The 25123-nt window shown below is 65.5% G+C and carries 23 protein-coding genes, 1 tRNA gene and 2 pseudogenes; 16 read left to right on the forward strand and 10 right to left on the reverse strand.

From position 1 onward, the window contains the following. A partial coding sequence (locus tag RUR49_RS10840) for a hypothetical protein (protein WP_409146418.1) occupies positions 1-229 on the reverse strand: 229 nt, incomplete at its 3' end. Positions 230-403: 174 nt separating this feature from the next. Here RUR49_RS10840 and RUR49_RS10845 point away from each other — a divergent pair. The 3 genes from RUR49_RS10845 to RUR49_RS10855 all read left to right on the forward strand — a co-directional run bounded on the left by RUR49_RS10845 (position 404) and on the right by RUR49_RS10855 (position 3003). After that, positions 404-532: a hypothetical protein gene (locus RUR49_RS10845; protein ID WP_409146419.1), complete on the forward strand. Its 129-nt coding sequence runs from the start codon at positions 404-406 to the stop codon at positions 530-532. Between the two features lie 120 nt (positions 533-652). After that, positions 653-1045 (forward strand): response regulator, encoded by a 393-nt coding sequence (locus RUR49_RS10850; RefSeq protein WP_409146420.1) that lies wholly within the window; start codon positions 653-655, stop codon positions 1043-1045. A 5-nt stretch (positions 1046-1050) separates the two neighbouring features. Then, a complete protein-coding gene (locus RUR49_RS10855; RefSeq protein ID WP_409146421.1) occupies positions 1051-3003 on the forward strand; it encodes a PAS domain S-box protein in 1953 nt (650 codons plus the stop codon). Between the two features lie 210 nt (positions 3004-3213). Here the strand turns inward: RUR49_RS10855 and RUR49_RS10860 are convergent. Further along, positions 3214-3287, reverse strand: a tRNA-Gln gene (locus RUR49_RS10860). Between the two features lie 408 nt (positions 3288-3695). On the opposite strand from RUR49_RS10860, the pseudogene RUR49_RS10865 reads away from it, so the two are divergent. Both RUR49_RS10865 and RUR49_RS10870 read left to right on the forward strand, forming a co-directional pair. Then, a pseudogene (locus tag RUR49_RS10865) lies at positions 3696-4769 on the forward strand (Ppx/GppA phosphatase family protein); the annotation flags it as partial. Then, entirely contained in the window at positions 4766-5554 is a 789-nt protein-coding gene (locus tag RUR49_RS10870; protein WP_409146422.1) for an RlmE family RNA methyltransferase, read from the forward strand. The pseudogene RUR49_RS10865 and the gene RUR49_RS10870, both read left to right, overlap by 4 nt. A gap of 44 nt (positions 5555-5598) precedes the next feature. On the opposite strand, the gene RUR49_RS10875 is transcribed toward RUR49_RS10870, so the two are convergent. Further along, entirely contained in the window at positions 5599-7029 is a 1431-nt protein-coding gene (locus tag RUR49_RS10875; protein ID WP_409146423.1) for an MFS transporter, read from the reverse strand. 524 nt (positions 7030-7553) lie between these two features. Between RUR49_RS10875 and guaB the strand changes: the two genes are divergently transcribed. From guaB to RUR49_RS10890, 3 genes are read left to right on the forward strand one after another with little or no spacing between them, the layout of a single operon-like run. Next, positions 7554-9056 (forward strand): IMP dehydrogenase, encoded by a 1503-nt coding sequence (gene guaB / locus RUR49_RS10880; protein WP_409146424.1) that lies wholly within the window; start codon positions 7554-7556, stop codon positions 9054-9056. A 35-nt stretch (positions 9057-9091) separates the two neighbouring features. After that, positions 9092-9526 (forward strand): MAPEG family protein, encoded by a 435-nt coding sequence (locus RUR49_RS10885; RefSeq protein ID WP_409146425.1) that lies wholly within the window; start codon positions 9092-9094, stop codon positions 9524-9526. Then, complete coding sequence (locus tag RUR49_RS10890) at positions 9523-10827, forward strand: RsmB/NOP family class I SAM-dependent RNA methyltransferase (protein ID WP_409146426.1); 1305 nt, start codon at positions 9523-9525, stop codon at positions 10825-10827. The genes RUR49_RS10885 and RUR49_RS10890 overlap by 4 nt, the downstream gene beginning before the upstream one ends. Before the next feature lie 10 nt (positions 10828-10837). Here RUR49_RS10890 and RUR49_RS10895 read toward each other — a convergent pair whose 3' ends face one another. Beyond that, entirely contained in the window at positions 10838-11875 is a 1038-nt protein-coding gene (locus RUR49_RS10895; protein ID WP_409146427.1) for a DUF4424 domain-containing protein, read from the reverse strand. A 165-nt stretch (positions 11876-12040) separates the two neighbouring features. On the opposite strand from RUR49_RS10895, the gene guaA reads away from it, so the two are divergent. Next, positions 12041-13588 (forward strand): glutamine-hydrolyzing GMP synthase, encoded by a 1548-nt coding sequence (gene guaA, locus RUR49_RS10900; protein WP_409146428.1) that lies wholly within the window; start codon positions 12041-12043, stop codon positions 13586-13588. A gap of 293 nt (positions 13589-13881) precedes the next feature. Further along, complete coding sequence (locus RUR49_RS10905) at positions 13882-15162, forward strand: tyrosine-type recombinase/integrase (protein ID WP_409146429.1); 1281 nt, start codon at positions 13882-13884, stop codon at positions 15160-15162. On the opposite strand, the gene RUR49_RS10910 is transcribed toward RUR49_RS10905, so the two are convergent. Together RUR49_RS10910 and tnpA are read right to left on the reverse strand one after the other, a co-directional pair. Continuing rightward, positions 15092-15388 (reverse strand): AlpA family transcriptional regulator, encoded by a 297-nt coding sequence (locus RUR49_RS10910; RefSeq protein WP_081766899.1) that lies wholly within the window; start codon positions 15386-15388, stop codon positions 15092-15094. The genes RUR49_RS10905 and RUR49_RS10910 overlap by 71 nt on opposite strands. 869 nt (positions 15389-16257) lie before the next feature. Next, a pseudogene (gene tnpA, locus RUR49_RS10915) lies at positions 16258-16676 on the reverse strand (IS200/IS605 family transposase). Positions 16677-16906: 230 nt separating this feature from the next. On the opposite strand from tnpA, the gene RUR49_RS10920 reads away from it, so the two are divergent. Next, positions 16907-18223, forward strand: coding sequence for a folylpolyglutamate synthase/dihydrofolate synthase family protein (locus tag RUR49_RS10920; RefSeq protein WP_024924668.1), 1317 nt, complete (start codon positions 16907-16909; stop codon positions 18221-18223). A gap of 173 nt (positions 18224-18396) precedes the next feature. Here the strand turns inward: RUR49_RS10920 and RUR49_RS10925 are convergent, their stop codons facing one another. Beyond that, a complete protein-coding gene (locus RUR49_RS10925) occupies positions 18397-18708 on the reverse strand; it encodes a DUF190 domain-containing protein (protein ID WP_024924669.1) in 312 nt (103 codons plus the stop codon). 16 nt (positions 18709-18724) lie between these two features. Continuing rightward, positions 18725-19720, reverse strand: a complete 996-nt coding sequence (locus tag RUR49_RS10930) for a sodium-dependent bicarbonate transport family permease (RefSeq protein ID WP_024924670.1) — start codon at positions 19718-19720, stop codon at positions 18725-18727. A gap of 790 nt (positions 19721-20510) precedes the next feature. Here RUR49_RS10930 and RUR49_RS10935 point away from each other — a divergent pair. Continuing rightward, positions 20511-20867 (forward strand): winged helix-turn-helix domain-containing protein, encoded by a 357-nt coding sequence (locus RUR49_RS10935; RefSeq protein WP_024924672.1) that lies wholly within the window; start codon positions 20511-20513, stop codon positions 20865-20867. A gap of 49 nt (positions 20868-20916) precedes the next feature. Here the strand turns inward: RUR49_RS10935 and nhaR are convergent, their stop codons facing one another. Further along, on the reverse strand, positions 20917-21834 hold the full coding sequence (gene nhaR, locus RUR49_RS10940; RefSeq protein ID WP_409146430.1) for a transcriptional activator NhaR: 918 nt from the start codon (positions 21832-21834) through the stop codon (positions 20917-20919). 119 nt (positions 21835-21953) lie between these two features. Between nhaR and RUR49_RS10945 the strand changes: the two genes are divergently transcribed. From RUR49_RS10945 to RUR49_RS10960, 4 genes are read left to right on the forward strand one after another with little or no spacing between them, the layout of a single operon-like run. Then, positions 21954-22277 (forward strand): HPF/RaiA family ribosome-associated protein, encoded by a 324-nt coding sequence (locus RUR49_RS10945; protein WP_024924674.1) that lies wholly within the window; start codon positions 21954-21956, stop codon positions 22275-22277. Positions 22278-22284: 7 nt separating this feature from the next. Beyond that, positions 22285-22875 (forward strand): hypothetical protein, encoded by a 591-nt coding sequence (locus RUR49_RS10950; protein ID WP_024924675.1) that lies wholly within the window; start codon positions 22285-22287, stop codon positions 22873-22875. Positions 22876-22896: 21 nt separating this feature from the next. Then, positions 22897-23835: a protease HtpX gene (htpX, locus tag RUR49_RS10955; protein ID WP_024924676.1), complete on the forward strand. Its 939-nt coding sequence runs from the start codon at positions 22897-22899 to the stop codon at positions 23833-23835. 30 nt (positions 23836-23865) lie between these two features. Then, complete coding sequence (locus RUR49_RS10960; RefSeq protein ID WP_024924677.1) at positions 23866-24714, forward strand: universal stress protein; 849 nt, start codon at positions 23866-23868, stop codon at positions 24712-24714. Here the strand turns inward: RUR49_RS10960 and RUR49_RS10965 are convergent. Next, positions 24647-25006, reverse strand: coding sequence for a LysR family transcriptional regulator (locus RUR49_RS10965; protein WP_204367412.1), 360 nt, complete (start codon positions 25004-25006; stop codon positions 24647-24649). The genes RUR49_RS10960 and RUR49_RS10965 overlap by 68 nt on opposite strands. Between the last annotated feature and the right edge of the window lie 117 nt (positions 25007-25123).

Genomic DNA, 25123 nt, shown 5'->3' on the forward strand with positions numbered 1-25123 from the left:
AGGTGCGCTTGTCGTAGATTGATGTCGCCAGCGAAAACTCACTCTTCTTTTGGTTCCTTGGCGCGAAGCCTCGGCTTGAAATAAACCACTCGCCGCGCAAGTCTTTCCACTGCGTTAGTTCGCTCTTCTTCGTGAAATCAAACTTTTTCGTTTCCGCCTGAACGGACGGCACTGCCGACGCCAACACCACGGCAGCCAACACCGCCCTCGACCAACTCCCCTTCAACATGATGCCCCCTCGGCAACGGTTGTAGCTGGGCCGAAGCTCTCATTGTGGGTGTAGCATCTGTCAAGGGATTCCAATTTTGGGTGCCTGAACAGGTTGGCGACGCTGGTTCCGGGCGCGGGGGCGCCCGCGTCCAGGCCGACCAGGGCCTGGCGATCGCGGCGCGGCGGACGGAACATGGGGGCGCGTCCGGCGTTCTGTGGCGAGACGATCGGAGAGCGCCCCATGGACATCCCCTATCCCCTCGCAATCGCCCTTGTCGCAGCCACCTACGGCTTCATCGCCGTCGGCACATGGGTGATGTGACGCGTCGCGCCGAAGGCACGCGGCGCATGCCGACCGGAGAATGGCCGTGTGCGCATTCCAGGAATTTGCAGTAGGGTGCAAGATCGCCGAGGCGCACTCGCTCCTACTGCAGTGGAAAATATGGCCCCTTTCGTCCTGATCGTGGAAGACGATGAGGATCTCCGGCCGGAGTTGGTCGAGTTCCTTCGCAGGCGCGGCCGTCGCGTGAGGGGGTGTGAATCTTTGGCAGCGGCCCGCAAGACGCTTGATGAGACGCTGGCAAAACGCACTGCACCGCAGCATATCATCAGCGACGTCGGTCTGCCCGACGGTGACGGTCTAGGGTTGTTCTCCGAGTTCGCGCATCGCCTGCCCGACACCCGCTGGCTGCTGATGTCCGGCAGCCACGACGTCGAGAGGCTGACGAAGACGCTGCGCCACTTGGAAACGCCGCATCGTCCCCTGGTGATCGAGAAACCGTTCTCCCTGCGAGTTCTGCAAAAGTTCGTCGACGACAGTCCGCCGGAAGATTAACCTGGATGGCGAAGAAGGTCGCCCGCTCGGCGCTCGACAATCCCGAACAGCATCTCCACCTGTTCATCGAGGAAGTGCGCGATTACGCGCTTCTGATGTTGGATGCAAACGGCAACGTTCTGACCTGGAATGCGGGTGCCCGAGCGATCAAGGGTTACGACGCGCACGACATCGTCGGCCGTCACTTTTCTGTGTTCTACACACCGGAAGACAACGCGGCCGGCAAGCCACAGCAGGCCTTGGCGACGGCCGTGGCGGAGGGGCGGTTCAGCGACGTCGGCCAGCGGGTGCGGAACGACGGTTCGCGCTTCCTCGCCGACGTGGTCATCACGGCGATCTTCGGGCCCCGTGGCAAGCTCCTCGGCTTCGGCAAGATCACGCGCGACATCAGTGCGGGCGGTGCCGCCACAGACCAGCTGCGGGCGAGCGAACTTCGCCTGCAGTCGCTGGTGGATACCGTTCTCGACACGCTGGTCGACGGCCTGATCATCATCGACCGCAAGGGCAGCATACAGACCTACAACCGCGCCTGCGAAAGGTTGTTCGGCTACGACGCCGCTAGCGTCATCGGCAGGAACGTCCGCATGCTGATGCCGCCGGAGATCAGCCACGAGCACGATCAATACCTGCGGAATTATCATACGACCGGCGTGCGCAAGATCATCGGCATCTCGCGCGAGGTCACGGGCCAGCGCAAGGACGGCTCGACTTTTCCCATGCACCTGGCGGTCGGCGAGGCCAGCCATCGCGGTGAGCCGATCTATGTCGGCATCATCCGCGACCTGACCGCGCGCAACCATACCGAAGAGCAGCTTCGGCAGTCTCAGAAGATGGAGGCAGTCGGCCAGCTGACCGGCGGCATCGCGCACGACTTCAACAACATCCTGATGGTGGTCATGGCCAACGCCGAGGCTTTGCTGGAGTCGAGGAGCCTCAAGCCCGCGGTGCGCCGGCGCGTTCAGCAGATCAGCAAGGCGACCGGACGCGCAGCCGAACTGACGCGTCAGCTGCTCGCCTTCTCGCGGCGCCAGCCGCTGCGCCCCCAGCCGACGAACCTGAACGAGCTGGTGACGGCGACCGGCAAGCTCCTGCATCGGGTGCTGGGCGAGCCCATCCAGATCAAATCCTCGTTGGCGTCGGATCTGTGGACCGTCGACGCCGACCGCGCCCAGCTCGAATCGGCCCTGATCAATCTCGCCCTCAACGCACGCGATGCCATGCCAGGCGGCGGTCGCCTGCTGATCGAGACGCGCAACCAACTCTTCGATTCCGACTATGCCGCGCAACAACCTGATGTCACCGAGGGCGACTATGTCATGCTCGCCGTCAGCGATGATGGCATCGGCATCCCGAGCGAGTCGCTGAGCCGTGTCTTCGACCCCTTCTTCACGACGAAAGAGGTCGGCAAGGGGACTGGGCTCGGGCTCAGCATGGTCTATGGCTTCATCAAGCAATCCAATGGTCACATCCGGATCTACAGCGAGGTCGGAAAGGGAACGACCGTGCGCCTCTACCTGCCGCGCACCGGCGCAATTGCCGAAACGGCGCCCGAGCCGGATAGCGATCTCATGCCGCGGGGTGACGAGCGCATCCTGCTCGTCGAGGACGATCCGCAGGTCCGCGAAAGCGTCGTCGAGCAGTTGCGCGGCCTTGGCTACGACGTGGTGGAAGCAAGCGGTGGCGACGCGGCACTAACAATGCTCACTGCGGCCACCGCGCCATTCGACTTGTTGCTGACCGACGTCGTGATGCCCGGCAAGCTCGGCGGAAAGGCGCTGGCCGACGAGGCGGCGCAGCGGTGGCCGCACATGGCGATCGTGTTCATGTCGGGCTACAGCGAGGACGCGATCACCCATCAGGGCCAGCTCGATCCCGGCGTTCGGCTCCTGACGAAGCCCTTTCGCAAGCACGATCTTGCCGCGATGGTGCGAAAATCGCTCGACGAATCGCACTCCTGAGCCTGCGGCGGCGGGAGGGGCTCCTCGTCCATACCGCCAAAGCGGGTCCCCGCTCTTTGCAGATGAGGGGTGAGCGCGGCGATCACACGTTGGCAGTGCGCGAGCACCCGACTTCACGCCCGCAAGACCGAAGCCGCGCACGAGTGCGCGCCGTCGCGCATCCTCGGCGCAAGTGCTGCTAAAACACTGCTCTCATTGAGTTTGTCGATTTGGCTGGGGGACTAGGATTCGAACCTAGATTAACGGAGTCAGAGTCCGCTGTTCTACCGTTGAACTATCCCCCATCCGTCACGCGACAGATGGTGCGGCGGCCGCGTCGGCGGCGCGCCGCGGCTGCACGGCGCGCGGCTTATAGCGCGGCCGCGCGGCAATGCGCAACCACCTCTGACACCCCCCAGCAAAATGTGGCTCCGGCGGCCTGGCCCGCGGCGCCGTGCCCTTCTGGAGACCGCGGCCCGGGCGTCCGGTCGCGACGATGCTGGCCCCGGTCGTGCGCCGACATGCCCCCGGGACCACGGTCTGTGGGCGCGACGACAGACGCCTGCAACGCGTGATCTGCCAGCGACGCCTGTCTGGCCACGGACGCTGCCGTCCGACGATGACCGGTTTGTAGTGGGACGCCGGCTTGATAGACTGGGGCGGACTGCCGGAGCTCCGGCACTGCGATTTTGGATCGGCGGTAACACGTGTCTGCAGACAGGGAGGACGGGACGACGGCGGTCGTTCGCGAGCCGTTCGAGCGTGCGCCGGGCCGCCGGCCGTCGTCGCGCGTCTATGCCGCCCTCGATCTCGGCACCAACAACTGCCGCCTGCTGATCGCCGAGCCGCGCGGCCATGGCTTCCGCGTCGTCGATGCGTTCTCGCGCATCGTCCGCCTCGGCGAGGGGCTCGCCCGCACCGGGCGTCTCAGCGAGCCGGCGATGGACCGCGCCGTCGAGGCCCTGAAGATCTGCCGCCGCAAGCTCGTCGACCGCTCGGTCTCGCGGGCGCGCCTGATCGCCACCGAGGCCTGCCGGGCGGCGATCAACGGCTCGGAGTTCCTCGCCCGCGTCAAGGACGAGGCCGAGCTCGACCTCGAGATCGTCTCCCGCGAGACGGAGGCGCGCCTCGCCGTCGTCGGCTGCGCCGGCCTCGTCGACATCGAGAGCGACGGCGCCATCCTCTTCGATATCGGCGGCGGCTCGTCGGAAGTGGTCTGGATCGACATCGCCGGCAAGGGCGCCCACCGCGGCGTCGACCGCGCCATCGGCGCCTGGGCCTCGCTGCCGGTCGGTGTCGTGACGCTCGCCGAGCGCTTCGGCGGCCACGAGGTCGACGCGCCGCTGTTCGAGGCGATGGTGGCCGACGTGACGCTGCGGCTGGAGGCCTTCCGCGCCGCCCCGGAGATCGACCGCGCAGCGGCTGGCGGGCGCATCCACCTGCTCGGCACCTCCGGTACCGTGACGACGCTCGCCGGCGTCCATCTCGGCCTCGACCGCTACGACCGCCGCCGCGTCGACGGTCTCTGGCTCGCGGCCGACGAGGTCGACCAGATGGTGGCGCGCATCTGCGCGATGTCGCACGCCGACCGCATCGCCAGCCCGTGCATCGGCCACGATCGCGCCGACCTCGTCATCGCCGGCTGCGCCATCCTCGAGGCGATCCGCCGCCGCTGGCCGTGCACGCGGCTGCGCGTCGCCGACCGCGGCCTGCGCGAGGGCATCCTCGCCGAGCTCATCGACGCCGACCGCCGCGACGGCTACGGCGACCAGGACGGCTGGCGATGAGCGCCTCGGGCAAGGGTGCGGGCGGCGGCAAGGGGGCTGCCGGTGGCGGCAAGGGGACGGCCAGCAGTGGCCGTGGCTCGGGCGAACGGGCGCTGAAGGTGCGGGTGAAGACCGCCAAGAAGCGCACGGCCGCCTCGACGCGCTGGCTCGCACGCCAACTCAACGATCCGTACGTCCGCCGCACCAAGGCGGAGGGATACCGGTCGCGGGCAGCCTACAAGCTCATCGAGATCGACGAGCAGTACAAGCTGCTCTCGAAGGGCCTGCGCATCGTCGATCTCGGCGCCGCCCCCGGCGGCTGGTGCCAGGTGGCGGCGGCGCGGACGAATTCCACCGACTCCGACCCGCGCATCGTCGCCATCGACTACCTGCCGGTCGATGCTCTGCCGGGCGTCGTCATCCTGCAGAAGGACTTCCTCGACGAGGATGCCCCGGCGGCGATCGTCGCGGCCCTTGGCGGGGCCAAGGCAGATCTCGTGCTCTCCGACATGGCCGCGCCGGCGACCGGTCACAAGAAGACCGACCACCTGCGCATCATGCACCTCTGCGAGGTGGCGGCGGAGTTCGCCCGCGACATCCTGAAGCCCGGCGGTGCCTTCCTCGCCAAGGTGCTGCGCGGCGGCACCGAGAACCAGCTGCTCGCCGACCTGAAGCGCGACTTCGCCCAGGTGATGCACGTCAAGCCACCGGCGAGCCGCTCCGATTCGGCCGAGCTCTACGTGCTCGCGAAGGGGTTCCGGGGGCGCAGCGAGAGCGACGAGGCGCCGGCGGACGCCGCCGACTGACGGGCGGAGGTCGTAGCGGCGGGCGTGCGGTCATCGACCGTCGCTCAGGCGCCACCCTCGGACGTGTCGCTGTCGGCGGGCGGTGCACGCCGACGCCGGCCCGACATCGACGCGCCGGCGTCGGCCGGCAGGCGCAGGTAGGTGAGCACCGGCACCAGCGAGATCGCCCCGAGGATCAGGAACGCCGTCAGATAGTCGGTGAGGGCGATCGAGTGGTCGCCGCTCTGCGACCGCAGCACCTCGAGGATGAAGGCGGCGACGGCGACGCCGGTCGACAGCGCCAGCTGCTGGCTCACGCTCGACAGGCTGGTGGCGCGGCTCGTCTGGTCGTCCGGCACGTCGGCATAGGTGAGGGCGTTGAGGCAGGTGAACTGCAGCGAGCGGAAGAAGCCGGCGGTGAGCAGCACCACGACGATCACATAGTGCGGCACGCCGTAGATGAAGAGCCCGGTCACGGCGATGAAGCCGGCGCTGAGCACGCCGTTCACCACCAGCACCGGCTTGAAGCCGACGCGCCGCACGATCGGGGCGGCGGTGAACTTCATCAGGAGCGCCCCGCCGGCGCCGGCGAAGGTCAGCATGCCGGTCTCGAAGGCGGTGAGGCCGAGGCCGATCTGCAGCATCAGCGGCAGCAGGAACGGGATGGCGCCGATGCCGATGCGGAACAGGAAGCCGCCGACGACACCCGTGAACAGGGTGCGGTACTTGAACAGCGCGAGGTCGAGCAGCGGCCGGCTCGTCGACCGGCGCGCGTGGCCGACATAGAGCGTGGTGCAGACGGCACCCGCCGCGAGCAGCGCGAGCGACACCCAGAACGGCACGAACGCCTGCCCGAAGACCGAGAGGCCGAACACCAGGCCAGACAGGCCTGTGCCGAGCAGCACGAAGCCGAGAGCGTCGAAGCGCCCCGGGTCCTCGGCCCGGAAATCCGGCACGAACAGCCGCGCCAGGATGAAGCCGACGATGCCGACGGGCACGTTGATCCAGAAGATCCATCGCCAGTCGAAGAAGGTGACGATGAAGCCACCGAGTGGTGGCCCCATCATCGGCCCGAGCAGGCTCGGAACCGTCAGCCACGCCATCAGCGCGACGAGCTCGCTGCGCGGCGCGCTGCGGATCACCACGAGGCGCCCGACCGGCGTCATCATCGCCCCGCCGATCCCCTGCAGCACGCGGGCGGCGACGAACTGCTCCAGCGTGCTGGAGAAGCCCGAGCAGATCGAGCCGATGGTGAAGACGACGATCGCCGAGGAGAACACCGCGCGCGCGCCGAACCTGTCCGCCGCCCACCCGGAGGCGGGGATGAAGATCGCGAGGCCGAGGAGATAGGCGGTGAAGGCGAGCTTCAGTGCGATCGGATCGACTGCGAGGTCGACGGCGATCGCCGGCAGCGCGGTGGCGATCACGGTGGCGTCCACCTGCTCCATGAACAGGGCGGACGCGACGATCAACGCGGTGAACTGGGGACGGGTCACGGGCGGGAGGCGTGCCTCGGGAAGGCGGTAGCGGCAGCCGAATTGCCGGGATAGGCGAGGGGGCGGCCGCCGATCTGTCCGACAATGCCGTAATACGGTCGGCCGCGGCCTGCAAGGGTGATGCGGTGGCGTCGGCCCATGGCGATGCGACGTGCAGGGCGTGGCGAACAGGCACAGCACGTCCTCCCCCTGCCAGGGGGGAGGACAGCCGGCGCAGCCGGCAGGTGGGGGCCCGTCAATCAAGAGTGCACGACCGTCGAGGTCGCGCCTCTCGTTGACAGGCCCCACCCTGACCGCTGCGCGGTCTGTCCCTCCCCCTGGCAGGGGAGGGACACGGCGGCACCGTACTGCCGACTACCCTCTGCCGACCGCCGCACCCCCCACGCTTTGCTTTTGCACCCGCGAAGGCGGCGTGGTAAGTGCCAGCGCCATCTTCACAGGAAGTGCCGGCGAGTGTCGTCGCCGGGTCCGGCAGGGCCGGTCCCGGACGCCGTCTGCCACTTTCCACCATGCCGGAGCTGGCCATGTCAGAGATCGTCGAGACGCTTACCGGCCGCGAAGCGCTGACCTTCGACGACGTGCTGCTGCTCCCCGGCCACTCCGAGGTGCTGCCGAGCGAAGCCGACGTCCGCTCGCGCGTCACGAAGACCCTCGAACTCAACCTCCCGATTCTCTCCGCGGCGATGGACACCGTCACCGAGGGCCGGCTCGCCATCGCGATGGCCCAGGCTGGTGGCATCGGCGTCGTCCACCGCAACCTGACACCGGAAGACCAGGCCGAGCAGGTCCGGCAGGTGAAGAAGTTCGAATCGGGCATGGTGGTGAACCCGCTCGTCATCGGGCCGGACGCTACGCTCGCCGATGCGCTCGAGGTGATGCACCGCAACGGCATCTCCGGCGTACCGGTCGTCGAGAACGGTGGCACCGGCGGCCATCACGTTGGTCGCCTCGTCGGCATCCTGACCAACCGCGACGTCCGCTTCGCCTCCAACCCGCAGCAGCGCATCTACGAGCTGATGACGCGGGAAAATCTGATCACGGTGCGCGACGGCGTCAGCCAGGCCGAGGCCAAGCGCCTCCTGCACAAGCACCGGATCGAGAAGCTCCTGGTCGTCGACGACCGCTTCAACTGCGTCGGCCTCGTCACGGTGAAGGACATCGAGAAGGCGCAGCTCAACCCGCACGCCTCGAAGGACGAGCAGGGCCGCCTGCGCGTCGCCGCCGCTACGACGGTCGGCGACCAGGGCATCGAGCGCACCGAGCGGCTCGTCGACGCGGGTGTCGACCTCGTGGTCGTCGACACCGCCCACGGCCATTCCGAGCGCGTGCTGGAGACGATCCGCCGCGTCAAGCTGCTGTCCAACACGGTGCAGGTGCTCGCCGGCAACGTCGCCACCGCCGACGGCGCCCGCGCCCTCGTCGACGCCGGCGCCGACGCGATCAAGGTCGGCATCGGCCCGGGCTCGATCTGCACGACGCGGGTCGTGGCGGGCGTCGGCATGCCGCAGCTGACCGCCATCCTCGAGGCAGTCGCGGCCACCCGCGGCGCCGACATTCCGGTGATCGCAGACGGCGGCATCAAGTTCTCGGGCGATCTCGCCAAGGCGATGGCGGCGGGGGCGTCCGCGGCGATGATCGGCTCGCTGCTCGCCGGCACCGACGAGAGCCCGGGCGAGGTCTATCTCTACCAGGGCCGCAGCTACAAATCGTACCGCGGCATGGGCTCGGTCGGCGCGATGGCGCGCGGCTCGGCCGACCGCTACTTCCAGGCCGAGGTGCGCGACACCCTGAAGCTCGTGCCGGAAGGCATCGAGGGTCAGGTCCCCTACAAGGGACCGATCGCCGCCGTGCTGCACCAGCTCGCCGGCGGCCTGCGCGCCGCCATGGGCTATGTCGGCGCCGGCACCATCCCGGAGTTCCAGGAGCGCGCGCGCTTCGTGCGCATCACCGGGGCGGGCCTGCGCGAGAGCCACGCCCACGACGTGACCATCGTCCGCGAGAGCCCGAACTACCCGCTGAGCGGCTGACGCGGCGGTTTCCGAGCGCACGAGAGGCAAACCCGATGACCGTCGCCGCCAAGCTCCTGCCGCTGTTCGTCCAGGTCGCCCTGACGCTCTGGCTCCTGTTTCTCCTCGGCTGGCGGCGCTACCGGGCCGTGCAGGGCGGTGAGGTGAAGCTCGAGCCGGAGTTCGCGCTGCGCAGCGACCGCTGGCCGCCGCGTGTCCGACAGGCCTCGAACGCGCTCGCCAACCAGTCCGAGATCCCGGTCCTGTTCTACGTCGCGATGGTGCTCGGCCTTGCCGTCAACGCCATCGACTTCCTGTTCATCGTGTTCGCCTGGATCTTCGTCATCGCACGGGTGCTGCACGCCGGCGTCCACGTCACCAGCAACGACGTCCGCTTGCGCTTTCCGACCTACGCCGTCAGCGTCTTCGCCGTCATCGTGCTGTGGGTGATGATCGCGCTGCACGTCTTCCTCGCGCCGCCGCTCGCATGACACCGGCGGCACGGGTCGCGGCGGCGATCGAGGTCCTCACCGATGTGGCGACGCGCCATCGCCCGGCCTCCGAGGCGCTGAAGGACTGGGGCCGGGCGCACCGCTTCGCCGGCTCCGGCGACCGTTCGGCGATCGGCAACCTCGTCTTCGACGTGCTGCGCCGCCGCGCCTCGCTCGCCTGGCGGATGGGGTCCGACGCGCCGCGCGCGCTGGTGCTCGCCGGCTGGAATCACCTCTGGGGCGAGCCGCTTAAGGCCATCGCCGCCGCGGCCGCCGATCCGCACGGCCCGGGCGCGCTCTCCGACGAGGAGCGCACGGCGCTCTTGGACGGCAGTCTCACAGATGCTCCCGACTGGGTGCGCGCCGACCTGCCGGAGTGGCTTGCGCCGCGGCTCTCGGCGTCGCTCGCGCTGGGGCTTGTGGAGGAGGGTGAGGCGCTCGCCCGCCGCGCGCCGGTGGACCTGCGCGTCAATACGCTGAAGGCCAAGCGCGAGAAAGTGCTGTCGCGGCTGTCGCGGTTCGAGGCGGTGGCGACGCCGTGGTCGCCGGTCGGCGTACGCGTGCCCGTCGGCGAGCGGACGGCACGCGCCCCGCACGTCGAGGGCGAGACGGAATACGCCCGCGGCTGGTTCGAGGTGCAGGACGAGGGCTCGCAGGTGGCGGCGCTGCTCGCCGGCGCGCGGCCTGGCGACCAGGTCGTCGACCTCTGCGCCGGTGCCGGCGGCAAGACGCTGGCGCTCGCCGCCGAGATGGACAACCGTGGCCAGGTCTATGCCTACGACGCCGACGCCCGCCGCTTCGGCGACATCGTCGCCCGCATCGACCGCTCCGGCGCCCGCAACATCCAGCTGCGCTCGCCGAAGACGGCCGAGCCGCTCGCCGATCTCGTCGACCGCGCCGACCTCGTGCTGATCGACGCGCCGTGCACCGGCTCGGGTACGTGGCGCCGCCGGCCGGATGCGAAGTGGCGCCTCACCGCCGAGCAACTCGCCCAGCGGATCGAGGAGCAGGACGGCGTGCTGTCCGACGGCGCCCGCCTCGTGCGTCCCGGCGGCCGTCTCGTCTACGTCACCTGTTCGATCCTGCCGGAGGAGAACGAAGAGCGCGTCGCCGCCTTCCTCGCGCGCGAGCCGGAGTTTGCGCTGGCCGACCCGGCCGAGAGCTGGCTCGCCGCCTTCGCCGACGTCGTGCCGGATCGCTTCGTGACGGCCGTCGGCGACGCCGGCCGCGCCATCCGGCTGACGCCGGCGAGCGCCGGCACCGACGGCTTCTTCGTCGCCGTGATGACGCGCCGGGCCTGACCGCGCGCCGCTACTGCAGCGAGCGCGTCAGGATCAGCACGTCGAGGTTCTCCGTCGGCACGTAGTCGGTCTTGCGGACCTCGAACAGCGTCGGCCCGATCTTGGTGACCCCCTCGGCGCAGAAGCTGACGAGGTTGTCGGGCGCGCCCTTGTCGACGACGAGGCGGAAGTCGCCGATCGGCCCGGCCCAGTTGGCGCCGGTGGTCAGGATGTAGCCGACGCGCTGCTCGGCGAGGTAGCCGCCCTCCGCCTTCTTCGCCGCGCGCTCGGCGGCGGCGAGGAAGGACTTGTCGACGCAGTACTTGTCGATCGTCGGCCGCGTGTAGGGATCGCTCGCCGCCCCCGGCTGGCCGATCATCGAGCCGACCGACAGGCCTACGCTCGGCACATAGCGGTGTTCCACCAGTGTCTCGGCGCCGGCGGGGAAGCGCTGCTCCCGGTAGAACGTCGTGTGCAGCGTCCAGCGCGCCTCCAGGTGGCGCTTCATGCCGGTACCGTCGTCGTCATACTCGACGACCTCGGCGAGCCCGAGCCGGACGAGTTTGTCCCACTGATCGGCCGGCAATCCGTCGAGGACCATGTTCGTGCTCCGCAGATGCGGGGCGAGCGGGATGCCCATGCCGGTCAGCAGTGCCGTGCGGTCGAGACCGCGCGCCGTCACCCGCTGCTCGACGGAGTTCTCCACCGGCGCGCCGTTCACCTCGGTGGTGAAGTCGAGCAGCCGCACCGGGTCCTCCGTCGGGAAGGAGATGTTCTGCTCGGCCGACGAGATGGTGATGTCCGGCATCGGGAAGGCGACGAGGCTGACGATGTCCTCGTCCGTCCGGTTGAAAAAGCGGTACTTGACGCGCACCAGCCGGGTCGAGACGAACAGGTCCTCCGAGTGCATCTCGATCGCGTCGTTGTGGACGAAGACGAGGCCGCCGGCGGCGAGCTCCGCCGAGGAATCGTTGGCGGCGGCCGGCCCCGCCAGTCCGGCGATCCCGACGGCGCCGATCACGAGGGCCGCGGCAAGGGGTCTCGCGAACACTGTCATCACGGCTTTCATGGGTCGGCTCCGGTGTGCACGGCCAAGATTGCGCCAGTGATCCGGCGCCAGCGCAAGCCCCTCGCGGCGAGCATTGCGGCCACGCGGCCGGAGCGGTGCGGCGTTCGTGGACAAAGGCCGCGTTAGCCCCTAGGAGAGCCTGACTTTCAAGGACAACGGCGCCCCATGACCGACACCGTCCTCATCATCGACTTCGGCAGCCAGGTGACGCAGCTGATCGCCCGGCGGGTGCGCGAGAACGGCACCTACTGCGAGATCCATCCCTTCCAGACCGCCGAGGCGGCCTTCCACCGCCTGAAGCCGAAGGCGGTGATCCTGTCGGGCGGTCCCGCCTCGGTTCCGGAGGAAGGCTCGCCGCGCGCGCCGCAGGCGGTGTTCGAGGCCGGCATCCCGGTGCTCGGGATCTGCTACGGCCAGCAGGTGATGGCGGCGCAGCTCGGCGGTACGGTCGAGGGCGGCCACCACCGCGAGTTCGGCCGGGCCGAGGTGGTGGTGCGCGGCCCGAGCGCGCTCTTCGACGGCGTCTGGGAGATGGGTGGCAAGCATCCGGTGTGGATGAGCCACGGCGACCGCATCACCGAGATGCCGGCCGGCTTCGAGGTCTACGCCGCCTCGCCGAACGCCCCCTTCGCCGTCATCGCCGACGAGGACCGCCACTTCTACGGGCTGATGTTCCACCCGGAAGTCGTGCACACGCCCGACGGCGGCCGGCTCCTCTGGAACTTCGTCCACAAGATCGCCGGCCTCAAGTCCGAGTGGACGATGTCGGCCTACCGCCAGGCGATGGTGGACAAGATCCGCGCCCAGGTGGGCAAGGGCCGCGTCGTCTGCGGGCTCTCGGGCGGCGTCGATTCGGCGGTCGCCGCCGTGCTCATCCACGAGGCGATCGGCGACCAGCTCACCTGCATCTTCGTCGACCATGGGCTGATGCGGCTGAACGAGGCGGAGGAGGTCGTCGGCCTGTTCCGCGGCCACTACAACATCCCGCTCGTCCACGTCGACGCGAGCGAGATGTTCATCTCGGCGCTGGAAGGCGAGGCTGACCCGGAGACGAAGCGCAAGACCATCGGGCGCCTGTTCATCGAGGTGTTCGAGGCGGAGGCGAAGAAGCTCGGCGGCGCCGAGTTCCTCGCCCAGGGCACGCTCTATCCGGACGTCATCGAGAGCGTGTCGTTCTCCGGCGGCCCGTCGGTGACGATCAAGTCGCACCACAATGTCGGCGGCCTGCCCGAGCGGATGAACATGAAGCTCGTCGAGCCGCTGCGCGAGCTCTTCAAGGACGAGGTGCGGGCGCTCGGCCGCGAGCTCGGCCTGCCCGAGAGCTTCGTCGGCCGCCACCCGTTCCCAGGTCCGGGCCTCGCGATCCGCTGCCCGGGCGGCATCACCCGCGAGAAGCTCGACGTGCTCCGCCGCGCCGATGCGATCTATCTCGAGGAGATCCGCGCCGCCGGCCTCTACGACGTCATCTGGCAGGCCTTCGCGGTGCTGCTGCCGGTGCAGACGGTCGGCGTGATGGGCGACGGGCGCACCTACGAGCACGTGCTGGCGCTGCGCGCCGTGACCTCGATCGACGGCATGACGGCGGATTTCTACCCCTTCGACATGGGCTTCCTCGGCCGCACGGCGACCCGCATCATCAACGAGATCCGCGGCATCAATCGCGTCGTCTACGACGTGACGTCAAAGCCGCCGGGCACGATCGAGTGGGAATGATTCAGGCCCTGCCGGGAGTATCCGGCGGCACGCCAAAATACGACGTAACACACTGATATTAAAAATAAATCTATCCAGCAGCGTTCGAGGACAATCGGCCGGCAGAGATCGCCGCTGACGTACTCCTTGACGGTATGCTTCCCCATTGCAAAAGCGGATTTCGTCCGATACCGTCAGTGTCAGAGCGCCTCTGACGGTCTTTTTTGTGGCATAACACGCTGGAATAAAAGGAAATATTGTCAGGATGGTGCTCGAAAATGGCCTGACGGTCTTTTTTCGAGGAGGCGACCCAAATGCTGACGGATGCAGCCCTTAAGCACCTGAAGCCAAAAGAGAAAATTTATAAGGTGACGGATCGGGACGGCATGTACGTGCTCGTGAAGCCGTCGGGGACCCTCACTTTCCGGTTGGATTACCGGATGAACGGGCGGCGTGAGACCGTCACGTTCGGCAAGTACGGCCCGGCTGGGCTGTCGCTCGCTCGCGCCCGAGAGCTCTGCATCGACGCCAAACGAGCTATCAGCGAGGGACGCTCGCCGGCGATTGAAAAACAGCGGGAGAAGCGCCGTCTCCTGGAAGCGAAAAGCTTTGGTGAGTTCGGCGAGAAATGGCTAACTGCAGCGCCGATGGCCGACAGCACGCGCGCGATGCGCCGGTCGATCTTCGAGCGCGAGTTGCTCCCCAAGTGGCGCAACAGGCTGCTGACCGAAATCACACCGGATGACCTCCGGGCTCATTGCGGCGCCATCGTCGAGCGCGGCGCGCCGGCGACGGCGATCCATGTTCGCGACATCGTTAAGCAGATCTACGGCTTCGCCATCTTACACGGTGAGAAGGTCGCCAATCCGGCTGACGATGTGGGACCGGCCTCGATCGCGACGTTCGTGCCAAAGGACCGATCGCTCTCGCCAACCGAGATCAGGATCATGCTCAAGCTGCTTGAGAAGGTGGCGACACTGCCGACCATCAGGCTCGGCATGCGCCTCTACCTGCAGACCATGGTTCGCAAGAGCGAGCTGCAGGACGCCACCTGGGACGAGGTCGATTTCGAGAATGCCGTTTGGACGATCCCGAAGGAGCGGATGAAGCGCTCGAAGCCGCACAACGTCTATCTGTCGCGCCAGGTCCTAGACATCATGATCGCGCTCAAGACCTGCGCCGGGAATTCGAAATACCTCCTGCCGTCGCGCTACGATGCGGATGCGCCCATGTCGCGTGCGACGTTCAATCGCGTCACCTACGCCGTCGTCGAGCAGGCGAAGAAGGATGGCCTTCCGCTGGAGCCATTCACGGTTCATGACCTGCGGAGGACTGGCTCGACACTGCTCAACGAACTGGGCTTCAACAGCGATTGGATCGAGAAGTGCCTTGCGCATGAGGATGGTCGGTCGTCACGCGGCGTCTACAACAAGGCGGAATACGAGGTGCAACGCCGCCATATGATGCAGGAATGGTCGGATATCATCGACGCTTGGGCCGTTGGCAAGAAGCGCGTGCCGGCACTCATCCCACCCTCGATGCCGTTGTTTGAGCCAGACCCGGCTCTCGAACAGGGCGCGACCGCCGTTGCCTAACATCTGGGGATTGGGCGCGACCGATGGGGTATGATCGGCGTGAGGCCAACCAGGCTTCGATCTCCGCCAGATCCCACACGACGCAGCGCGGCGAAAGAGCGAAGCGCCGGGGGAACTCTCCTCGCTGTTCCATCTCGTAGATGGTGCTGTCGGCGAGCGGCACCATTTCGCGCAGCTGGTGCCGGCGGATAGTTCGCTTGATCGGAGTGTCGCTCCGGTGAGCCATCGTCATCTCCTCAGCTATTCCTTTTGAGGAAATGAACGCGATAGGTCGCGAAAGGGAAGAGGCCAAATTCAGATGTCGGACAACAGGATACTGTGGCGTACAAATAGAAAGCTGTCTGGCGGGGGATCGATGCACGCATCTCTCAGAAAGCTGTGGCGCTCCGAACGGTCACCAGTTCGAATCCTGTCCAGTGCGGCGCTTCGTGGGAGGGCGATCGGATGCACATGCGTACGGCATCGCATCGCAGGGTTTGCGGTCGTAGCCTGGCGTAGGTGGCGCCCCAGCGTGGATGAAACTGATAACTACGTTTCCGCTGGAGCGCTATGAAATTGCAGCCTACTGCTCCACGAAACAACCGGAATTGCGAGATTCACCGCGTTTCCACTACGATGATCGTGCAGCCCACAAACGCATAGAATTTCAGGACTTAATCGCCCCGAGCGCGACGAAGGCGGCACCGAAGGTGGTGCGTCAGCCAAGCCATGGATCGAGGCGGGCCAGGAGCGATGCGGTGAGACCTTAAGGGCGCGTAAAATATCGCTCCGCGTGTGTCGCGGACGGTCAGCCGTGTCTTTCGAGAAGACGTCGTAGTGTTCCGGCCGTGCGGAAGCGCGCTGCGCTCCAGGTCGGGGCTCCCAACCAGCCGCGAATGCGCCGAAACGCCGCCCAGAAATTCCATTTGCCAAGCTCGCTACGCCGCGCCGGCCACCGCTGTCAGTTCAGGCCAAAAACACCGGTAAATCGAGGTGCCCAGCTGTCTGCGCGGTCTCGTGCCGTCCCCTGGGGCTTGCATGACAGGCCACTCGGTCGCGTCCTTACTGAACTTGATGTACGCGATCTGAATGACTGACCGACTGACGCCGGTAGGATCAGGCGGAGGGGCTGAAGCCGTTTTTGTGGGTGTGGCGGTCGAGATAGCGCATGATGATGTCGTCGGTGATGTTACCGGAGGTGGTGGAGAAGTAGCCTCTCTGCCAGAATCGCTGGCCCCAGTAGCGTTTGCGGATGTGCTCGAACTCCTGCTGGATCTTGCGCGATGAGCAGCCCTTGGCCCGGCGCACGAAATCGCTGACCGAGACGTGCGGAGGGATTTCGACGAACATGTGACGTGATCACGTGACAGAGCGCCATGGATGATGGTCACGCCCATCTCGTCGCACACCTGCCGGATGATCTCGCGCACCCGCAGGCGAACCTCACCGTGCAGGACCTTGAACCGGTACTTCGGCGCCCAGACGAGATGGTAGCGATGATGGAATGTCGTGTGACAACCGCTCTTGTAGCCCATAGTCTCGGGCTGAAGCCGGTATCCGACTGAAGTCGGAGGGGTTACTCCCCGAGTGGGACTCTAAATGGTAACCGTGCCGCGACGATGCTACCTCTGATAATCACGCGCAACAGGCTCGTACCCGCAAAGCGGCCCCTCGGGTTGTGATTTCGGCAAAGGCGAGCTTGGGAGCCCCGGTCCAACCACCAAATCTGTATCTTCCTGAGCAGGACAGAAATTGGCGAAGCATAATGGTCCAAGTCGACGCTATTCTTGCGCGCCTGCTCGCGCTCCATCCCAAGCGGATCGATCTCTCGCTCGACCGCATGTGGCGCATTCTCGACAGGCTTGGCCATCCCGAGCGACGCTTGCCGCCGGTGATCCACGTCGCTGGCACCAATGGCAAGGGTTCGACCGTCGCCTTTCTCCGCGCGATCGTGGAAGCGGCCGGGCGCGGCGTGCACGTCTACACCTCGCCCCACCTCGTGCGCTTCAACGAGCGCATCCGTCTTGCGCGACCGGGCGGCGGCGTGCTGGTCGAGGACGACGAACTCGCGGATGCACTTGCGACCTGCGAGCGGTTGAATGCCGGCGATCCAATCACGTTCTTCGAGATTACCACCGCCGCGGCTTTCCTGCTGTTCGCGCGCCATCCCGCCGATGTGCTGCTGCTCGAGGTCGGCCTGGGTGGCCGGCTCGACGCTACCAACGTGATCGAACGCTTGCTTGCGAGCGTGATCACTCCAATCTCGCTCGACCATCAGGACTTTCTCGGCAATACCATCGAGCTGATCGCGGCCGAGAAGGCGGGTATCCTCAAGCCCAATGTGCTGGCGGTAACGGCGCCACAGTCGCGGGAGGCGCTCACGGTGATCGAGCGGCAGGCCGCGCGCATGTGCGCGCCGCTTCGGATAGCTGGCAAGCACTGGGTCGTGACGCCCGAGCGCGGCCGCATGGTTTTCCGGGACGAGCACGGGCTCATCGACCTGCCGGCGCCTCGTCTGTCTGGCCGTCACCAGTTCGACAACGCGGGTACCGCAATCGCCACCTTGCGCTGCATCCCTGAACTGCAGATTCCGCACGCGGCCTTCGAGCAAGGCGTCGCCAAGGTCGAATGGCCAGCGCGCATGCAGCGTCTCGCTCACGGCCGGCTGGTGGAACTGGCGCCGCAAGGCAGCGAGCTGTGGCTCGACGGCGGCCACAATCCAGACTGCGGCCGTGCGGTCGTCGGCGCGCTTGCCGATCTTGAGAAGCGCGGTCCGCGGCCGCTCATACTCATCGTCGGCATGCTCGCGAACAAGGATTGCGAAGGCTTTCTCATGAACTTCGCCGTGCGCATCTGCCGTGTCATCGCGGTGCCGATCCAGCAAGACGCGGCTCTGCCGTCCGAGGAGATCGCACAAGTCGCCCGCCGCATCGGCATCCCGGCCGAGACCAGCGACAGTGTCGGGGACGCGCTTGCCACCATCTCCGCGCTTGGCCTCGATCCGGCCCCCCGAATCCTCATTACCGGCTCGCTCTATCTCGCCGGAGAGGTGCTTGCCGCAAACCGTACGCTGCCGACCTAATCTGATACGCGCGGTCCTAATGGCATACCTTATCGACACCCATGAGAATTGGCTGCTTTTCCCGTAAAGCGTGATTTGTTCACGCTGGTTATGAAGAAACGCAGCAACGTAATTCAGCTGCCTAACAAGCACGCGGACGGTAAAGAGAAAAGTATATGGCCGTCCCGGCGTGGTTAGAAATGCTCGTCACGAATGACCTCGACGTCGGAAACCACCACGATCCCGGCGTAGTTTTCGAGAAGCGGCTGGGATTGTTCCACGATGCGGCGCACGATCTCCTCCGCGGCAACCACGATGATCATGACGTTGCGAAACACATCGGAGAGGTGAGCCTCGTCACGTATGCCGCGATTGCCTTTGCCAGAGACATTGGGCACGATGGTGTAGCCCTTGGCGCCTACCGCCTCGATCATCTCAATGATGGCGCGGGCGCGCGACGCTTCCACGATGATCTCGATCCTCTTCTTCCGGTAGAGTTGCGTCACGGGACAGTCCTTTCGATCACAGTGCGACGAGCCATTGCGCGCCAGCGTAATAAAGCGGGATACCGACAATCAAATTGAACGGAAAGGTGACGGCCAAAGACAAGGGAATGTAGATCGCCGGATTGGCCTGCGGCAGCGACAGGCGCATTGCCGCCGGAACCACGATATAGGAGGCGCTTGCGGCGAGTACGGCGACGAGCGTCATGCCGCCCAAAGACAGGCCGATCGCATGGGCTGCGAGCAGCCCGATCATGGCTCCGATCAGGGGCATGTAGAGGCCGAACGCCACCACCGGCCAGCCCACCGCTCTGAAGTCGTGCAGCCGGCGGCCAACCAGCAGGCCCATGTCGAGAAGGAAGACGGCAAGCACGGCCTTGAACGGATCGACAATTGCCGGCGCCATTACCGCCATGCCCTTGTCGCCTGTGATCCAGCCGATCGCGAAACTGCCGCCGAGCAGCACGACGCCGCCGCTCAGGAACACCTCGCGGGCGACTTCTCTCGAAAGGAAAGGCGCGCGCGACGCGGTCGGTCCGGCAGCGTTAGAGCGACGGGCGAGAAGAAGGCCGGTCACGATGGCCGGCGTCTCCATGAGGGCAAGCATCGCCACCACGTAACCTTCATACGGTATGGCTCGGTATCCCAGAAAGCCGGTCGCCGCAACGAAGGTCACGATGCTGACGGAACCGTAGTGCGCCGCTACGGCGGCTGCGTTTGGAATATCGAGCCGTGTGGCGGCGCGTAGCAGGGCATAGGCTAGGAGGGGCAAGCTGAAACTGAGCGCGAGCGCCAGGACCAAGGCGACTGCGACTGCGCCGGCAACGCCGTTCGAGGCGAGCTCGGCGCCGCCCTTGAATCCGATCGCCAGCATCAGATAGAGCGACAAACCCTTGCTGATTGCCTCGGGTATGGCGAGATCGGATTTCAGGCAGCCAGCCGCGACGCCCAAGCCGAAAAACAAAACCATCGGCGAGAGAAGATTGCCGATGGCAAGCTGGAGGAGTGTATCCACAAGTATTGTCCTGATGCCATGGAGTTGAAATGCAAACCGGAGTGGTTCAAAGCGATCTGTCGCATTCGCCAACTCCGGTGAGAGTTGCGAATGCTCCAGTCGTCCTGTTCCACGTCTTGGGGTCACCGATCTGGCCCGGAAACAGCTCTCGCAGCCGCTGGGTGTGAGAAAGAATGAAGGGATGCCCGTCGTTCGCATCGAAGACAGGAACAAACTGCGGAGTTCTGGGGTGTGGGCGTGGTGGCCGCTCCTTGATCAGGGCAGACACCAGCGTTTCGCGTATGCGTATAATGTGGAGGTCAGCGGGTTCTCTCTCATGATCAGCGTCAAGCCAGCACAATTGCCATATTCCGCCCAGGCCGACGGATTCGCGGATCCGGAACGGGCGCGGGCTCGAAACCGAGACGGATCCCCATACCCCGGGAGGTGGGTCCACCATCAACGGGTCCAACCATATTCCAACCAGCCTCCGGTCCTGTTCTGCATGCCCCGTTGGAAGCCGCGCCCGCTGAAATGCCAGAAACTCTCCAACGTCCCGGCAAGCGCGGGGAACGTCATCGCTGGACCGGACCAGGAGCAAAAAGCAGTTTGACACCGGCAGCACTCCTTCGTCGGCCTTCGGAGCCGGGCAACTCGTATGCGTCCGGCGCCTCCAGGTTGCCGCATCCCCTTCTGAACACGGGTGGTCGGGACACGATTAACCCCCACGTACCCCCATAGATGCGAACTCCATGTTACGATATGAAAGACACGAAACGTGTTTCGTATGTTCATATAGGGAATCTCGTGAATGCAGGCAACGGCAAAATCCAAATCTGACGCACCCTCCTCCGCTAGCTGGACGTTTCTGACAAACCACGCCCATGTACTGCTGTGCCTGGTCGAGAACCCGGAGGCGAGAATGCGGGAGGTTGCGGCCCGGGTCGGGATCACGGAGCGCGCCGTGCAGCGCATCGTCGCCGAATTGGAGGAGGCAGGCTATCTCAGCCGTATGCGTGAGGGGCGCGCCAATCGCTACATCGTCCATGAGGACTTGTTCCTCCGGCATCCTGTCGAAAGTCATTGCACGATCGCCGAACTGATCGAGATGGTGATTGGAACGCGAAGGCGCGCCGAACCCTCCCGCAAAGGCGTTCGCCGCGCCTGACGGCATCTATCTTTGTCTTCGTGGTGACGATAGCAGCGAGCGGACCCGCTTAAGACTTGGCTGGCGCTTTGTCGTCGACGAACAGGTCCGTCTTCGCTGCTTCGCTGATCGCGACGACGGCAGGATGTGTCAGTTTGCGCTCAACCGAGATGGCGTAATATCTCGCTGCGACGCTGTCGGCACGGCCAATGATCTCGGCAGCGTACTGTTCGCGGATCTCGTCGGCCAATATTGCCGGTGCAGGGAAAATGCCTGCGCCCGCCTTGCCGAAGGCCTTCATCAGCGCGGTGTCGTCGAATTCGCCGACAATGTGCGGCTCGATCTGATGTTCGCTGAACCACCGCGTGAGCGCCCCCCGCATTGTTGCGCCATCGCTTGGGATCAGCATGGGTGCGCCGTCCAGGGATTGCGGAAAGCCCTCCTGATAGCGCGCGGCAAGTCCGGGCACGGCATAGAAGGCGATAGGTGTGCGCCCGAGAGAGTGGCTGTAGCCTTTCACCCCCAATTCAGAGGGCAGCGGCCGGTCGGCGATCACCAGGTCCACCTTGTGAATGGCGAGTTCCGCGAACAGCCGTTCCAGCTTGTCCTCCCGGCAGATCAGGCGCACGCGCCCGGCACTACCCAGTGCCGGGGCCAGCAGCCGATAGGCGATCGACTTGGGAACCACATCGGCCACCCCCACCCGAAACAGCAGGTCGCTGCGGCCAGCGCGGTTGCGCACGGTTTCTTCCAGCTCTCTGCCGATCTGGAAAATCTCGTCGGCGTAGGAGAGGGTCAACTGCCCCGCTGCGGTCAGTTCCAGTCGCCGCCCGGCGCGGCGGAACAGCTCTGTTCCGAGCGCTTCCTCCAGCGTGCCGATTTGCGCGCTGATGGTCTGTGGCGCGAGACGCAGCTGCTCGGCGGCTCGCGCGATGCTGCCAGCCTTCGCGACCCTCAAGAAATAGTGCAGCTGCTTGTAGTTCAACACGACTGGCTATCCAATTCGCAGTTTTTTCCGATCAAAGCCCACTGAATAATCTGATTTTTTAGGCGATCAATCAAGCCCATATTCCGCACATGCTCAGGATCCGGGTCGGTGGAGGATTGATGAAGATCTATATTCAGGCGCATGGCGTCGAACTCACCGACGGCCTGCGCGGGCATGTGGAGCATCGGCTGGGATTCGCATTGTCCCAATTTCAGGACCGCATTCGCGGCGTGGTCGTGCGCCTGTCGGATGTCAACGGACCGAAGGGCGGCATAGACAAATGCTGCCATCTGCGCGTGCGGCTGAACGGGCTGCCCGACATCGTCATCGAGGAAACCGAAGCGGACTTTCCTGTCGCGGTGAATCGTGCCTCGGATCGGGCCAAGCGGACTCTGGCCCGCCGCCAGCGGCGCGCGTGCGACACCTTTGAACGGGCTCCGTGAGGTTGTGATGCGCAGCCCCCTCCATGAGCACCGGTTCTCGGCGCGGGCCGTCTCGGCTCTGCGTAAGGTGCGGGCGCGCACCTGGCTGATCCTTGGCGCCGCCGTTCTCGGAATCCTCGGTCTGTTTACCTGGGCCGGGATCGCGCTGCTGTCCTGGCTGTGGGGGCAGTTTCCGGCGGCGACCGAGGCGAGCAGGCGCCTTGCCGGCGAGACCATGGCACAGATCGAACACGTGGCGCCCGGCCTGAAAGAACAGGTCGGCCAGTGGGTGCCGGGGCTCGTCGAAGCACCGCCGGCCAGCGACGTGAGTGGTGCCGATGTCGGGCCGGTACCGCGCTTTCCCGGCTTGGTGCGCAGCCATTTTGCGCGCGGCGAAGAGACGGTGGAGGTCCGCTACGCGGGGCGCGGCGCGTTCGATTCGGTGCGCGCGCATTACGTTCAAGGCTTCGCTGCAGCGGGATACGCCCAGGAGGTAACTGATGCAACGCTGGAAGCTGAACATCACAGCTTCAGGGCCGGCCAAGAGTCGATCGAGCTCTCGCTGCTGCGCCAAGCGGGAGGGCGCGTGGAAGTTCGATTGAAGGTTCTGGCTCAGTAGGAATTTGGCGAGGAGTACCGCGTGAAACGCACAGCGCTTTTTCTAGCAACCAATCTGGCCGTGGTGCTGGTGCTGTCGGTCACCCTGCGCTTGCTGGGGGTCGAGCCCTACCTCAATGAACAGGGCCTCAATCTCAATGCTTTGCTCATCTTCGCGGCCGTCTTCGGCTTCGGCGGCGCCTTCATTTCCCTGGCCCTCTCGAAATGGACCGCCAAGAGGGCAGTCGGCGCCCAAGTCATCACCCAGCCGAGCACGCCAACGGAACAGTGGCTGGTGCAAACCGTCGCCCGCCAGGCCCAGGCCGCCGACATCAGGATGCCGGAGGTTGCCGTCTACGAGTCGCCGGAGGTCAACGCTTTCGCCACCGGCATGAGCAAGAACGCCTCCCTCATCGCGGTGTCCACCGGGCTGCTGCAGCAGATGAGCCGGGAAGAGGCCGAGGCGGTGCTGGGGCACGAGGTGTCGCACGCCGCCAACGGCGACATGGTGACGATGGCGCTGATCCAAGGCGTGGTGAACACCTTCGTCATGTTCCTGTCCCGGGTTGTCGGCCACTTGGTGGATCGGGTGGTGTTCAAGACCGAACGTGGCCAGGGACCGGCTTTTTTCGTCACCATGATTGTTGCCGAACTACTGCTTGGTGTCCTCGCATCGATCATCGTCATGTGGTTCTCCCGCCACCGGGAATTCCGCGCCGACCGGGGCGGCGCCGAGCTCGCCGGCCGGCGGCACATGATCGCCGCTCTTCATCGCCTGGCGGCGCTGCACCCGGGCCCTCTTCCCGACAAAATGGCAGCCTTCGGCATTGCGGGCGGCGCTGGCGGCGGATTGAAGCGCCTGTTCATGACTCACCCGCCGTTGGAAGAACGGATCGCGGCGCTGGAAAACGCAGATAAAGGAACTTTGCCTGGCGAAAATGACAGCGGGCGCAAGAAAAACCGCGTGACGCGGTCAATGTGACACAGCAGAGCAATTGAGGAGATAAAGAGAATGGCTTTCAAGGACGTCCTGCTCCCATTGAGCACTTATCCCGAAGCGACCCCGGTTGCGGCGGTCGAGCAAGCGGTCGGCTTCGCTGAGGCGTTAGGCGCGCGCATCTCGGCGCTCACTTTCAAAATCGAGATTCCGAACGTCGGCAACGTGCTTGCGAACAAGCTGCTTGACGTCCCGGGAATGATTGCGGCCGAGCGGCAGAAGAGTGTGGCGAATGCCCAGGCTCTGATCAACGCGTTCGAAAGCATGGCGACGAAGCGCGGCGTTCCGCACGAGCAGATCATCGAGTCTTGCCCGACCTCGCAGCTCGCGGCCATCGTGACCGAACACGCCAGGATGCACGATGTGACGATGATCCCGATCGGCGAGCAGGCGGACCTCCAGCAATATGTCGCCGAGTGCGTGATCTTCGGCTCCGGACGACCGACTATCGTCTTTCCCGAGGTGTCGAGACGCGGCGATCCCTTGTCTTTCGATGTCGTCGGTGTGGCCTGGGATTTCAGCCGGCCGGCCGCAAGGGCTGTGTCGGATGCCCTCCCGATCCTGCAGCTTGCCAAAACCGTGCGGGTGGTGACGATCACTGAGGAGAAAACGATCGATACGAGGCGCTCAGGCGCGGAGCTGGCGAAGCATCTCGCCTGTCATGGCATCGAGGTTGTCCTGGAAGAGGAAGAGGTCGCCGGCCGGACAATCGGGCAGGCTCTCGAAGACTATGCAACTGCACGCGAACTCGACGTGCTCGTCATGGGAGCCTACGGGCACTCACGGATGCGCGACTTCATCCTGGGCGGCGCGACAAAGACCATTGTCGCCAACCCGCCACTGCCGGTGCTGCTCTCGCATTGAGATGCTGCCTCCCCGCTGCGCAAGGGCGAGAACCAGGAATACAGCTAAGGGCTGGTCGATGAGGTTGTTCCAAGGCTGGCACGCTGCCTCGATGAGGTGGTCGTAGGTATCGAAGACTCGGTTCAAGAGCCAGTTGGCCCGGCACGGTCAGTTCCAGTCGTCGCCTCGCGCGGCGGAATAACGCGGTTCCGAGCGCTTCTTGGAGCGTTCCGATCTGGACGCTGATGGTCGGCGGCGCGCGCGATGCTGCCAGTTTTAATGACCCCCCAGAGATAATGCAGCTACCTGTAATTCAACACGACCGGCCATTCCCATCCGCAGTTTTTTTGGATCAAAGCACTACGAATAATCTGCTTTTTTTGATGATCAATTGAGCCCACATTCCGCACATGCTCAGCAATCCGCGCAT

Origin of the sequence: Pseudoxanthobacter sp. M-2 (genome assembly GCF_046156265.1) — a bacterium.
Taxonomy (GTDB): Bacteria; Pseudomonadota; Alphaproteobacteria; order Rhizobiales; family Segnochrobactraceae; genus CAMDHY01.